This window comes from Rhodococcus sp. B50, assembly GCF_013602415.1.
GTDB lineage: Bacteria > Actinomycetota > Actinomycetes > Mycobacteriales > Mycobacteriaceae > Rhodococcus.
In genome coordinates this window covers 4,146,997-4,159,324 of sequence record NZ_WPAG02000002.1, presented here as the reverse complement: position 1 = coordinate 4,159,324, position 12,328 = coordinate 4,146,997, and the positions used below count along the sequence as shown (strand labels likewise).

Here is a 12,328-nt window from a genome sequence, read left to right as displayed (position 1 = left end):
TTTGCTCGGCACATGGCGCACGAGACACCCTCGTTCACGACACCTACCCACATCGCGGCAGATACCGTAGATGGATACTGCACCGAGGTCAGGAGTCGACGTGCCGAAGCTGGAAATCAAGCAGAAATCTCAACTCTCCCGCAAACAGGTATCCGAGCGACTGATTGCGCTCGGACGCGCCTTGGCGACGGGATCCGAAGTGGACCTGGACTCGGACGGAGGCTCGATTTCGGTCGACGTCCCCGACCGGCTCCGATGGGAACTCGAGATCGAGGTAGACGGAGACGAAGTCGAGATCGAGATCGAATTCAGTTGGAGCGACTCCCCTTCCGAGAGTTCGAAAGAGGACTCGGATGAGGAGGCGGACGAAGAGGAGGACGAGGAGAGGGACGAGGGCCAGGGCGAGGAGGCGGTTCGAGACGAAGACGAAGACGAAGAAGAGGAGGACGAACCGCCGCAAACCGCTCCGCGACCGAAAGCCCCGATCAAGAAGGCGGCGCGGCGTGGCCGGCCACGCAAGAGGACCACCGACTGATCCACCCGTAACTTCTCCACCGCGGACTTCGATGCGATCCGCAGGAATCACCCCTGTGCCCATCCCGTCGCTCCAGAACTGATCGGCTCTTTCGCGAACCTGTTTGCTCTGGCGTCGGTATCCTCCGATCATTCACACATGACTTCGGACGACCCCGCCCTCGCTACGCGCGCACTGCTGAGACAACTCGACCTGGTCTGGCTCTTTACAGAACAACACGTGCTGCCGCGGATCGACGAGGCAGCTGTGCACTGGGAGCCCTCGCCGAACTGCGTAGGCGTTCGACGTGCCGACGGCCGTCTCGTCGCCGACTGGCCGGACGAGACGGCCGACGTCCTTCCTGAGCCGACGATCGCGTGGCTGCTCTGGCATATCGAGTGGTGGTGGACGAACACCGTCGCGGTCTGCACTGGAGGAACTGCGGTCGGGCCGGACGCGTACGACTGGTCCGGCTCGACCGACCGCATCCGGACTGTTCACACCGAATGGGTCGCCCTTCTCGAAACGGCCGACATCGAGAAGACGATTATCGGCCTCATGCCCGAACCCACGCCCCTGTGGGAAGTGGCCGGGTGGGTCAACTTCGAACTGGCGAAGAACGTTTCGGAGATCAGTCAGACGCTCACGCGGAAGGCGAACACATCGAGCTGACACTTACGGCGCTCATGCTGCAACAATGCCCGCGACGGGAATGCGTGCGTCGACCGCCTGCCGGAAGTTGATCATCGCGCGCTCGAGGTGATCGCGGTTCGTCACGAGCACAGCTCCTGTTGCTCGCCGTTCGAGCAGGACATCGTTGGTGAAGCGTGCATTCTCGACGGTGGAACTGGATTCCGATTCCTCGGTGATGCGTTCCGGCGGAATCCCTCGTGCCACAAGCCAGTCCTTCATCGCCCGCGCTTCGGTGACGCCATTGCGCGGTACGCCACCGGTGACGACGATCGGCGATTCCGGATAGCGATGCGCCGCACGGAGAGCCGCTTCGAGACGTTCTTCGAGCACCGGTCTGATCTTGCCGTCCTCGGTGAGCCCGGCCCCGAGCACGACGAGATGCGTACCCCTCGGATTCACGTCGAGCATCAGCGGAAAGTGCGGCGTCAGCTTCTCGAGCTCGGTGCACACGACAATGAGTGCGTCGATGGTTCCCTGGCACAGCGGGGTGATGGACAGTACGCCGTTCACCACAGTGTCGACTGCTGGAGTCGCCGCTGCCTGCCCTGTCGATACGCCTACTGCAGCTGTGGCCGCGACTGCCGTCGCCACCATCGTCCGTCGCACAGCTCCCATGCGAGTCCCCCTTCTTCTCGGATGTCGGCCGTGCCGCACTGTGCCATCTCGACGCACGCTTGTGGGAGACCTGGCCCGACGCAAGGAAGTCTCACCGCATCCCGCCGCCGGATCGATGACGTCTGACAATCGGCTTTACATCCGCACCACCGGTCTATCCATGAACAACGACGACAATCGTTGCAAGGCTCGCTATTCGGACGCATCCCGCGTTCGGGTGCGGTCGAGATCGCCGACCCGATTCCGTGCCGGCTTCCGACACCATCACCCCATCGTCGGCCGCGATCTCGGCGATTCGATCGGCATCCCAGGAGTATGCACGAGCAAAACATGTGTTCGAGTTGACGACTTCGCACACTCGTGCGACCATCCCTGCACCAACCTGAGAACAGGTCGACCCCGGCAGGTGCGCCAACACCGGACCGGGGTCTGGGCACAAGACAGATAGGGACTGTCATGCACCGTAAGGTGGAGTCTATCCACACGCCCTCGAGAGGCGTATTCCAGCAACGAGCCGCGAGCGCATTCTTCCGCGCCGGCCGCCGCACACCCGCTCCCCCGGGTCCACACCTGACGTTCTGACTTTCCGGCCCTCCGATCCGACCGTGATCGGAGGGCTCGAGGCGTTTCACCTGCATCGTCGCGCACGAGGGCCATTCCGGTAGCCGAGGCGCGTCGGTGCAGCTCGTCGCTCGTCTCCCACAGTCCGACGTCAGCGCGCCGACGCTGCGAGCCGGGGCCGTTCCCTGTCTCGAAACCGACTGGGCACCAGTATCCCTCGTCTCCACAGCTGGTGGTGGAGCACCCGATCGTGCGGGTCGACACGAACGACCGGGTCCAGTACGAGCCGCACGTCCTCCGCGACGTGGGGCTATCCGTGCTGGCCGAGACGGTCTATCGGGGCATGGCGACCGGGCAGCCTTGGGGAAGGGGACGACAGCTCAGGGACCCGAAGGGTCTCCGATCGGTCGAGATCAGCCGCCCGCAGGGCGCCCGCTTCGTTCCCGATCGACTTCATCCTCGTTGCGCGAACCCCGGGTCGAGTGCTGTGATCGAAGCACGGGTCTACGGGAGGGGCCGACGTGACCGGCGTCGAAGAGTTCGAGAACCTGCGTCCGCTGTTGTCCGCCATCGCCTACCGCATCCTCGGGAGCGTGACCGAAGCCGAGGACGCGGTCCAGGAGACCTGGGTGCGATACGAAACCTCCGGCGTCGAACCAGATTCGGCCAGAGCGTTCCTGTCCACCATCGTCATCCGGGTATCGATCAACATGCTCGAATCGGCGCGGGCGCGGCGCGAACGATATGTGGGCGAGTGGCTGCCGGAACCGATACTCGAGGAGCCGTACGACGATCCGGCACGCTCGGCCGAACTGCGGGAGTCGATCTCGACAGCAGCGCTCGTGCTGCTCGAACGACTCAGCCCCCTCGAACGGGCCGTATTCGTGTTACGCGAGGCGTTCGGATTCGGTTTCTCGGAGATCGCCGAGATCGTCGACCGCTCCGAAGCAGCGTGCCGACAACTCGCCGTGCGGGCACGACGGCACGTCGATCAGGGTTCGGCGCGGTTCGACACCGATCCGCAGGCACACGAACAGCTCACCGCTCGTTTCCTCACGGCCTTCCAAGACGGTGACGTCGACGGTCTGCGCGACCTGCTGGCCGCCGACGTCCAACTCGTCGCCGACGGGGGCGGCAAGGCGCCCGCGATACGAAAGATTGTGGTCGGCAACGAGAAGGTCATGCGGTTGCTCGCCTCGTACATATCGCCTATGGCGCGGCTCGGTATGGTGCTCGAACCGCACGACGTCAATCGGCAACCCGGTGTGATCGCACGGGACGCGAGCGGCGCGCTCGTGCAGGTCATGACGTTCGACGTGGTCGACGGAAAGATCGGCACCGTACGAGTCATGGTCAACCCGGACAAACTCGCCCACCTGGGACGAGTCGCAGAAGTACGCACCCTTGCCCGACAACTCCGCGACCTGCAACGACCCTGAAAGTCACCGGTTGTTCGCCGCGGCATGTCACAAACGACGTAGCTGTCCGGTCCTGAATGACGAGGGCTCTCGACAGAGCCAACGAACGGATCGGAGAAGCCATGTCCAACACACGCCCCCGCGTCGTCGTCATCGGCGGTGGATACGCCGGAACGGTCGCCGCCAACCGTATGAGCAGGAAGGCTGCGGTCACCATCGTCAACCCCCGGCCGCACTTCGTCCAGCGAACCCGGCTGCACCAGTTCGCCGTCGGCAACCACCATGCGGCCGGCGACTACCGCAAACTTCTGGCGAAAGGAGTCGACCTTCTGGTCGATACCGCAACCCGCATCGAACCAGGCACGCACACCGTCCAGCTCGCATCCGGCGAAACGCTCGACTACGACTATCTCGTCTACGCCGTCGGAAGTACCGCCACGAGACGGTCCACCGTTCCCGGTGTCGAGGAATTCGCGTTCCCAGTAGCCGAATTCGAGCACGCCGAGCGCCTGAAATTCGCACTGGCCGGACTCGACGACGATTCCGTCGTCACGGTCGTCGGCGCCGGGCTCACCGGACTCGAAACAGCGGGCGAGCTGGCCGAACAGGGACGTCGCGTGCGTCTCGTGTGCAGCGGTGTCATCGGTCCGATGCTGTCCGAGAAGGCCCGTGCCGCAATTTACGAGCGACTCGCGGACCTGCAGGTCGATGTGATCGAACATGTGCGCGTCACCCGGGTCGGACCGGACGGTTTCGCACTCGACGACGGCACTGTGCTCGAGAGCGCGATCACCGTGTGGACCGCCGGATTCGGCGTACCCGAATTGGCCCGGTCGAGCGGCTTCAGGACGGATGAACTCGGCCGCATCCTCACCGATGAAACGCTGACCAGCATCGACGACGACCGCGTGATCGCCGCCGGCGACTGCGCGGCACCATCGGGAGAGCCGCTGCGGATGGCGTGTCAGTCCGCACTGCCGACGGGCCTGGCTGCGGCCGATACCGTGCTCAGTCGTATCGCCGGTGACGAACCCGCGAACCTCGATTTCGGGTTCAACGGCGTCGGTGTGAGCCTGGGCCGACGCGTCGGCGTCGTCCAGTTTCACGAGCGGGACGACACCCCGAAGGAACGGGCCTATTCCGGCCGGATCGCCTCGACGATCAAGGATCTCGGGTTGAAGGCCGCGATGGCGGGCCTGCGGGTCGAAGCCCTACGTCCGGGAGCGGTGGGATTCCCGAGGGGTGGCCGTCATCCGTCGAACACCGCCACCACCGAACAGCTCTCCCGCACGGAGCAGCCGATGACCTAGCACCCGCTGAATTCGTCTTCTTTCAACACGGACAGCACTGGGTCGCCTTCACCGATCGATGCTCCCACCGAAGGAGTCTGGTCGACGACGACCCAGTTCCTGTCCCATACCTGCGCGCGCCCCTGGCCGGTCGCGTCGACGCTCGTGGAATAGAACACTCCCGCAGCCTGGATGATGTCCTGTGCTGCTTGGAGATTCATGCATACGACGTTCGGCATCACGGCAACGGGCGCCACAGCAGCGACCTGCGTGGTGGAAATCCTCGTTGCGGGAGCGGTCTCCGGAGCGACGGTCCGCGCCGTAGTGGCAGCCGACGTCGTGGATGGCGTGGTGGTCGTCGGTGCAGCGGCACGAGGAGTGGGTTGCGGGGTGGTGCTCGCGTCGTCCTTCGTGGGCGAGTCCAGCCCGTCCGAGATGTCGTTGACGATGCCCATGAAGACGAACAGCCCGGCAACGGCAGCGGCGATGAGCACCCCGCGGCGGACCCTCGGAGGCTTCGGCGGCTCGGGCGGCGGCGCCATCGCGGCACGCACGTCCCCCGCCAGGAATGCGCGGTGGCCCGCTTCGGCGCGTGCGGCGATTGCGTCCTGTTCGGCCTTGATCCGCTTGCGGCGGTCGCGCAGGGGCTTGCCGATCGCGGGGTATCCGAGGCCGGCCGCGAATGCCAGGAACAGGAGCGCGTCGGCCACGTTGCCGTTGAGTACTTCTACGATCGCCAGCCACAGCGTGATGGCGGCGAACATCCCCGCTACGACGCGCAGGTAGGGGACAACGAACTTCATGCTTCTCCTTCGACCCGACCAGACCCTGTGCGCCGCCATCTTCTGGACCGCACACGCGCGGAGCGCCTTCCTCGATTGGTGTCGGAGCGTCACCCCGCGTCGTTACGACGCACGGATCTCGATTCAGGTGGATTCGACCCCGGAATCCGGGGCCAGAACCACTCGAATCGTGAAAGTGGCGGTGTGACGGTTGACACATGCAATAGGTGAATGTATCTTCAAGATAAATGAATAGTCATTCACTCACCGGGAATGACCGTTCGATCAAGGTTCTACCTGCAGCGATAAAGGGGATCCCCATGACCGACTTCGAAGACATCACGTACGAGATCGACGGCGCAGCCGGGATCATCACGATCAACCGGCCCGAGCGCTACAACGCCTTCCGCGGCAAGACCGTCGAGGAACTGATCAAGGCGTTCCGATCGGCCTGGGCCGACAGCCGGGTCGCGGCGATCATTCTCACCGGCGCCGGCGAGAAGGCCTTCTGCACCGGCGGCGACGTCAAACAGCGCGCCGAGACCGGCGACTACGGCCCCACCGAGAGTGGCATGTTCGAGATCGGCTACCTCCACAAGCTCATCCGCGACATCCCCAAGCCGGTCATCGCAGCCGTCAACGGTGTCGCCGTCGGCGGCGGACACGTTCTCCACGTGCTGTGCGACCTCTCGATCGCGTCGGAGAACGCCCGGTTCGGCCAGGCCGGACCCAAGGTCGGCTCGTTCGACGCCGGATTCGGCTCCGCCTTCCTCGCCCGCGTCGTCGGGGAGAAGCGTGCGCGAGAAATCTGGTACCTGTGCCGCCAGTACGACGCTGCCACCGCCGAACGCTGGGGATTGGTGAACTGGGTTGTCCCGCAGGACAAATTGCTCGACGAGGCGAAGGCAGTCGTTGCCGAGATCGCCGAGAAGAGCCCCACCGCGATCAAGTTCCTCAAGCAGTCGTTCAATGCCGACACCGACCACCAGGCCGGCCTGAGCAATCTCGCGATGTCGGCCCTCGACCTGTTCGGCAAGTCTGAGGAGGGACTCGAAGGAGCCAAGGCGTTCGCGGAGAAGCGACCCGCCGACTTCGCGAAGTACGTCAAGGCCTGACCCCAGTTCCCCAGACCCCGTAAGGACCTCCCATGAGCAACATCGCACTGGTCACCGGCGCCGGTTCCGGAATCGGCAAGGCCATCGCTCTCGCTTTCGCCGCGCAGGGTGATCGTGTCGTCGCCGCCGATCTCGACCTCGCAGCCGCCGAAGCCACCGCCAAGGAGAGCCCCGAGCTGATCACCGCGTTGCCGGTCGACATCGCCGACCGCGCCCAGGTCGACGAACTCCGCGACCGCACCCATGCCGAGGTGGGCGTGCCCACCGTGATCGTCAACGCCGCCGGCTGGGACCGCACCGATCAGTTCCTCAACGCCACACCGGAGTTCGCCCAGAAGGTCGTCGCGATCAACTATCTCGGCCCGGTTCACATCTGCAGCGCCTTTCTGCCCGGCATCATCGAGGCAGGCAACGGCGGTCGCGTGATCAACCTCGCCAGCGATGCCGGTCGGGTCGGCAGTTCCGGCGAATCCATCTATGCGGGCGCAAAGGGTGGCGTCATCGCCCTCACCAAATCGCTCGCTCGCGAGATGGCCCGGCACAGCATCAATGTGAATTGTGTGTGCCCCGGCCCCACCGACACGCCGCTGTTCCAGGCACAGGACGAGAAGCTCAAAGCCGCGCTCATCAAGGCCATCCCGTTTCGGCGACTCGCGCGTCCCGACGAGGTCGCCGCACCCGTCCTGTTCTTCGCATCCGAATCCGCATCGTTCATCACGGGCCAGGTGATCAGCGTCAGCGGCGGCCTCACCATGGCCGGCTGACCGACATCGTCAGGGGAGATCGAATCATGAGCGCGTCGTACAACGCCCGGGCCTACCGGGAGTACTTCGAGAACGACTTCACGTATCTCAACGGCTTCCGGCGCAACCTGGGACGGTACGGGAACCGCGTTGCCATCACCGATCCCGAGACCGGAATCCAATTGACATACGCCGAACTCGGCGAGCGTGTCGACCGGATCGCCACCGGCCTCGCCGACGTCGGGGTACAAGCTGGAGACGTCGTCGCCTACCAGCTGTTCAACGGCATCGAGTTCGCCGAGCTGTATCTCGCCACGCAGGCCGTCGGTGCCGTGGGTTCGCCGATCAACTTCCGGCTCGCAGCCGGCGAGACCGCGTTCGTCCTCGACAAGAGCGCCCCGAAGGTGTTCGTCTACGACACCGAACTCACCCCGATGGTGCAGGAAGCACTGGAACGTGCCGCTCACACTCCTGAGGTGATCGTCGCGGTGGGTGACGGCGAACCCGTCACCACATCCGGCGCCACCCTCATCCGCTACCGCCACCTCGCGGCCGATCGGGTTGCTCTGCCCCCGTTGCACCGGACGGTGTGGGACGAAACCACTCGCCTGTACACCTCCGGCACCACCGGTATGCCGAAAGGCGTGCCGCTCAACAGCATGATCGAGATCTTCAGCGCGCACGACGTCATCATGCATTTCCCGCTCAGTCCCGAGGACAAGACGCTCAACATGACGCCGTGGTTCCACCGCGGCGGCCTGTACTCCGGAGGACCCAACCCGGTCTTCTACATCGGCGGAGAAGTGGTGCCGCTGCGCACCTTCGATGCCGACCGCGTCCTCGACCTCGTCGCCGAGCACGGCCTCACCTTCCTCATCGGAGCACCCACCAATCTTGCGATGCTCGCGGCCGCGCAGGAGGCCCGTCCGCGCGACCTGTCGTCGCTGCGCGGCATCGTCACGATGGGTGCGCCGCTCGAACGTGAAGCGGCACTGCGCTACCAGCAGGTTCTCAACCCGCGGATCTTCAACGGCTACGGCAGCACCGAAGGGTTCTGGAACACCTTCCTGCGCCCCGCCGATCTGCCCGAGCATGCCGGCACCGCAGGTCGGGCCTGCACCGACGACGACGTGCGCGTGGTCCACATCTACGAGGACCGGCTCGCCCACCACGACGACGTCGTCGCCAAGGACGGCGAAGAGGTCGGAGAGGTGATCGTCCGCTCCCCCAAGGGTTCGAACGCCTACTTCGACTCGCCCGACCAGGAGAAGGCCAAGTTCAACAACGGATGGCTGCACATCGGCGACCTCGCCACATGGGACGCCGAAGAGTTCGTCACGATCGTCGGACGCAAGGACGACATGCTCGTCTGCGGTGGTGAGAACGTCCATCCGGTGCAGGTCGAGGAAGCGCTCAACTCGCATCCGGGTGTGTCCGACTGCCTCGTCGTCGGCGTGCCCGACGACCAGTGGGGACGCATCGTCGTCGCATACATCGTCGCCGGCAGTTCCGATGTCACGGCCGACGTCCTCGACGCGCACTGTCGCGAACACCCGATGCTGTCCACCTTCAAGCGACCGCGGGCGTATCGGTTCGTCGAGTCGCTGCCGGTTTCGGCCACGGGAAAGAAACTGCACTACAAGGCAACCCGAACGGCAGCCGACGAGGTCGCCGCAGGATTGTTCACCACCCCCACCGACTCGAGGATCACCCGATGAACGCACGCCTCGAATACGAGACCGAGCACCGGCAGTTCCGGGAGGTCGCTCGCGACTTCGTCCGCAACAAGATCACTCCCGTGCACGAAGACTGGGAGCACGCGAGCTGCCTCGACCGGTCGATGTTCACCGAAGCCGGAAAACTCGGACTGCTCGCCTTCTCCGTCGACGAGAAGTACGGCGGTCCCGGCGTCGACGACTTCCGCTACAACGCCATCCTCATCAACGAGGTCAACCGCGCAGGCAACGCCGCCGCCGGCATCGCGTTCTCCCTGCAGAACGACGTGGTGCTGCCGTACTTGACCGACATGACCACGGACGAACAGAAGGCACGGTGGCTGCCCGGCGTCGTCAGCGGCGAAACCGTGCTGGGCATCGCCATGACCGAGCCGGGCACCGGCAGCGACCTCACCGGCATCCGCACCTCCGCGGTGCGCGACGGCGACCACTACGTCGTCAACGGAGCCAAGACGTTCATCTCCAACGGTCAGAACGGCGACCTGTTCGTCGTCGCGACCCGCACCTCCGACGACCCGCACAAGGGTCTGACGCTGCTGGTCGTCGAGGCCGACACCCCCGGCTTCTCCCGCGGACGTAATCTCGAGAAGATCGGTCTGCATGCCCAGGACACCAGCGAGCTGATGTTCACCGACATGCGGGTGCCGGTCGCGAACCGGCTCGGCGACGAAGGTCGCGGCTTCTACCAGCTCGTGCACAACCTCCCGCAGGAACGGTTGTCGCTGTCCATCGGCGCGGTCGCAGCCGCCGAGGGCGTCCTCGCGCAGACCCTCGACTACGTCCGCGAGCGGAAGGCCTTCGGGAAGCCGGTGTCGAGCTTCCAGAACACCCAGTTCGTGCTCGCCGAACTGGCCACCGAGCTCGACCTCGCCCGTACCTATCTCGACGACTGCATCGCCGAACACGTGGCCGGGCAGCTCACCGCCGCCCGTGCCGCGCGACTGAAGTGGTGGACCACCGAACTGCAGGTGCGTGTCGCCGATCGCTGCCTGCAACTGCACGGCGGCTACGGCTACATGCGCGAATACGGCGTCGCACGCGCTTTCGTCGACGCCCGCATCCAGACGATCTACGGCGGAACCACCGAGATCATGAAGACGATCGTCGCGAAAGATCTCGGGATCTGACGACCGTCCGAGCTGCACGATTCACACCGCTGAACACTCGGTACTGTGAATCGGACCGAAACGCGACGAGGAGCCCTTATGACCACCGACCACGATGCACTTCCCGTGGAAGAGGCCGTGCGGGCAGTTCGTACCAGCTCTCGCCGCAAGCAAGTGCTCGACGCCGCCGTGCAGGTCATGCAGCGCACCGGTTTCCACCAGATGTCGATGCAGGCGCTGGCCGACGAGGCCGGGGTCAGTGTCGGATTGATCTACAAGTACTTCGGCGGCAAGGAGGAGATCCTCCTCGCCACCATCGTCTCGATCCTCGACACCTTCCGTGACCAGCTCGAACCTGCGATGGAGGCCGCCGGCGACGACCCGGTCGAACGGCTCGCCGCCGGCATCCGCCGCTACATCGAGATCGTCGACGAGAACCTCGACGCCACCGTCCTCACCTACCGGGAGAGCCGCACGCTCGACGCCGACGGTCGCGCCCGGATCAAGGAACTGGAGGTCGAGACGTCGGCGCCGCTGCGCTCCGCCCTCGATGACGGTATCGCCGCCGGAATCATGGAGCCCATCGACGTCGACCTGATGGTGTTCGACATCCTGTTGCTCGCCCACGGGTGGGCGCTCAAGCACTGGCACTTCGGGTCCATCTACACCCTCGACGACTACATCCGACTCCAGACCCGGCTGGTGCTCAACACGACACTGAAGGCGGAGCGACGCGCGGACTACGCGCACTTCCTCCGGTAACCATCACCCTCGACCGAGGGCAGCGGAGCGCGAAGTGGTCATAGGTGCGCGTTATTGTGCGCTCCGATGACCATTTCGCGCTCCGCTGTCGGGGGTCGGCAAAGGCGAGTCAGCGGGCTGGTTCGAATTCGTCTGTACGCGCCCTGACGAACCGGGCGCACGACTCGATCGATGCGACGGAGACGCTGTGCTCAGGCTGGATCAACGGCCACGTGTGTCCCTGCTGTGCAACCACTTCCAGCGTGCAGGTGACATTCGCCTTCGCGAGTGATCCGGCCAACCCGAGTGCATCACCGACCAACGCCTCGTTGCCGCCGACCTGGATCAGGGTGGCCGGGAATCCGGTGTGATCGGCCAGCAACGGCGACGCAAGCGGGTCACTTGCAGGGACGCCCTGCAGGTAGGCCTTGCGCGCCGACTCCGCCGTCGCCAGCGGGAAGAAGACGTCGGGTGCGGTCTCGTAGAACGGCGACGAGCAGTGCAGGTCGAGCCACGGCGACAGCAGCATCAAGCCGTCGGGAGTGCGCAGACCGCCCGCCTTCGCCGCGACGATCACCGCAGCGGCGAGACCGGCGCCCGCCGAGTCGCCGGCAAGAACGATCGGTCCCTCCGCCGCGGAGGCGAGCACCTCGTAGACAGCGACGGCGTCGCGCAGCCCGGCCGGGAACGGGTTCTCCGGCGCGAGCCGGTACCGCGGCAGGACGACCGTGGCCTCGGCGCCCGCCGCGATCTTCGCCGCGTAGGCGTTGTATGCCTCCGGGCTGCCCATCCGGTATCCGCCGCCGTGCAGATAGAGGATGGTGGCCCGGTCGCCGGCCCGGACGGTCCGGCACGGTACACCCGCGAATTCCGCATCGCCCGCGGTGACCCCCAGCGCGGGGTCGATCTCGGTCGCGGCGAACATCGCGCGGCGGTCCAGCAGTTCCGGACCCGCCGGCCTACCGGCCCGTTCGGCAGGCAGCGACTCGTGCACTGTCGTCGGCATGTCGTCTCC

At 65.3% G+C, this 12,328-nt stretch carries 12 protein-coding genes; 9 read left to right on the top strand and 3 right to left on the bottom strand.

Annotated features, from left to right (window positions below; all coding sequences use genetic code 11):
- Positions 1 to 100: 100 nt before the first annotated feature.
- Both GON09_RS28890 and GON09_RS19600 read left to right on the top strand, forming a co-directional pair.
- Positions 101 to 535 (top strand): amphi-Trp domain-containing protein, encoded by a 435-nt coding sequence (locus GON09_RS28890; protein ID WP_213933271.1) that lies wholly within the window; start codon positions 101 to 103, stop codon positions 533 to 535.
- Between the two features lie 138 nt (positions 536 to 673).
- Complete coding sequence (locus GON09_RS19600) at positions 674 to 1,186, top strand: DinB family protein (RefSeq protein WP_213933270.1); 513 nt, start codon at positions 674 to 676, stop codon at positions 1,184 to 1,186.
- A gap of 12 nt (positions 1,187 to 1,198) precedes the next feature.
- Here GON09_RS19600 and GON09_RS19595 read toward each other — a convergent pair whose 3' ends face one another.
- The gene (locus GON09_RS19595) at positions 1,199 to 1,813 is read right to left on the bottom strand and encodes a YdcF family protein (RefSeq protein WP_307854517.1); all 615 of its coding nucleotides are present in this window, start codon (positions 1,811 to 1,813) and stop codon (positions 1,199 to 1,201) included.
- Positions 1,814 to 2,904: 1,091 nt separating this feature from the next.
- Here GON09_RS19595 and GON09_RS19590 point away from each other — a divergent pair.
- Both GON09_RS19590 and GON09_RS19585 read left to right on the top strand, forming a co-directional pair.
- Positions 2,905 to 3,822: an RNA polymerase sigma-70 factor gene (locus tag GON09_RS19590; protein ID WP_213933269.1), complete on the top strand. Its 918-nt coding sequence runs from the start codon at positions 2,905 to 2,907 to the stop codon at positions 3,820 to 3,822.
- Positions 3,823 to 3,923: 101 nt separating this feature from the next.
- Positions 3,924 to 5,111 carry an NAD(P)/FAD-dependent oxidoreductase gene (locus tag GON09_RS19585; RefSeq protein WP_213933268.1) on the top strand — a complete coding sequence of 396 codons (1,188 nt, stop codon included), beginning with the start codon at positions 3,924 to 3,926 and terminating at the stop codon, positions 5,109 to 5,111.
- Here the strand turns inward: GON09_RS19585 and GON09_RS19580 are convergent.
- On the bottom strand, positions 5,108 to 5,893 hold the full coding sequence (locus GON09_RS19580) for a PASTA domain-containing protein (RefSeq protein ID WP_213933267.1): 786 nt from the start codon (positions 5,891 to 5,893) through the stop codon (positions 5,108 to 5,110). The two genes, GON09_RS19585 and GON09_RS19580, sit on opposite strands and share 4 nt — an antisense overlap.
- A 299-nt stretch (positions 5,894 to 6,192) precedes the next feature.
- Between GON09_RS19580 and GON09_RS19575 the strand changes: the two genes are divergently transcribed.
- The 5 genes from GON09_RS19575 to GON09_RS19555 all read left to right on the top strand — a co-directional run bounded on the left by GON09_RS19575 (position 6,193) and on the right by GON09_RS19555 (position 11,334).
- The gene (locus tag GON09_RS19575) at positions 6,193 to 6,987 is read left to right on the top strand and encodes an enoyl-CoA hydratase-related protein (protein WP_213933266.1); all 795 of its coding nucleotides are present in this window, start codon (positions 6,193 to 6,195) and stop codon (positions 6,985 to 6,987) included.
- 32 nt (positions 6,988 to 7,019) lie between these two features.
- Positions 7,020 to 7,751 (top strand): SDR family NAD(P)-dependent oxidoreductase, encoded by a 732-nt coding sequence (locus tag GON09_RS19570; RefSeq protein ID WP_213933265.1) that lies wholly within the window; start codon positions 7,020 to 7,022, stop codon positions 7,749 to 7,751.
- A 26-nt stretch (positions 7,752 to 7,777) separates the two neighbouring features.
- Positions 7,778 to 9,448, top strand: coding sequence for a class I adenylate-forming enzyme family protein (locus GON09_RS19565; RefSeq protein ID WP_213933264.1), 1,671 nt, complete (start codon positions 7,778 to 7,780; stop codon positions 9,446 to 9,448).
- The gene (locus GON09_RS19560) at positions 9,445 to 10,593 is read left to right on the top strand and encodes an acyl-CoA dehydrogenase family protein (protein WP_213933263.1); all 1,149 of its coding nucleotides are present in this window, start codon (positions 9,445 to 9,447) and stop codon (positions 10,591 to 10,593) included. Before GON09_RS19565 ends, GON09_RS19560 begins: the two co-directional genes overlap by 4 nt.
- Before the next feature lie 78 nt (positions 10,594 to 10,671).
- The gene (locus GON09_RS19555) at positions 10,672 to 11,334 is read left to right on the top strand and encodes a TetR/AcrR family transcriptional regulator (RefSeq protein WP_213933262.1); all 663 of its coding nucleotides are present in this window, start codon (positions 10,672 to 10,674) and stop codon (positions 11,332 to 11,334) included.
- A 109-nt stretch (positions 11,335 to 11,443) separates the two neighbouring features.
- Here GON09_RS19555 and GON09_RS19550 read toward each other — a convergent pair whose 3' ends face one another.
- A complete protein-coding gene (locus tag GON09_RS19550; RefSeq protein WP_213933261.1) occupies positions 11,444 to 12,319 on the bottom strand; it encodes an alpha/beta hydrolase fold domain-containing protein in 876 nt (291 codons plus the stop codon).
- Positions 12,320 to 12,328: the final 9 nt, after the last annotated feature.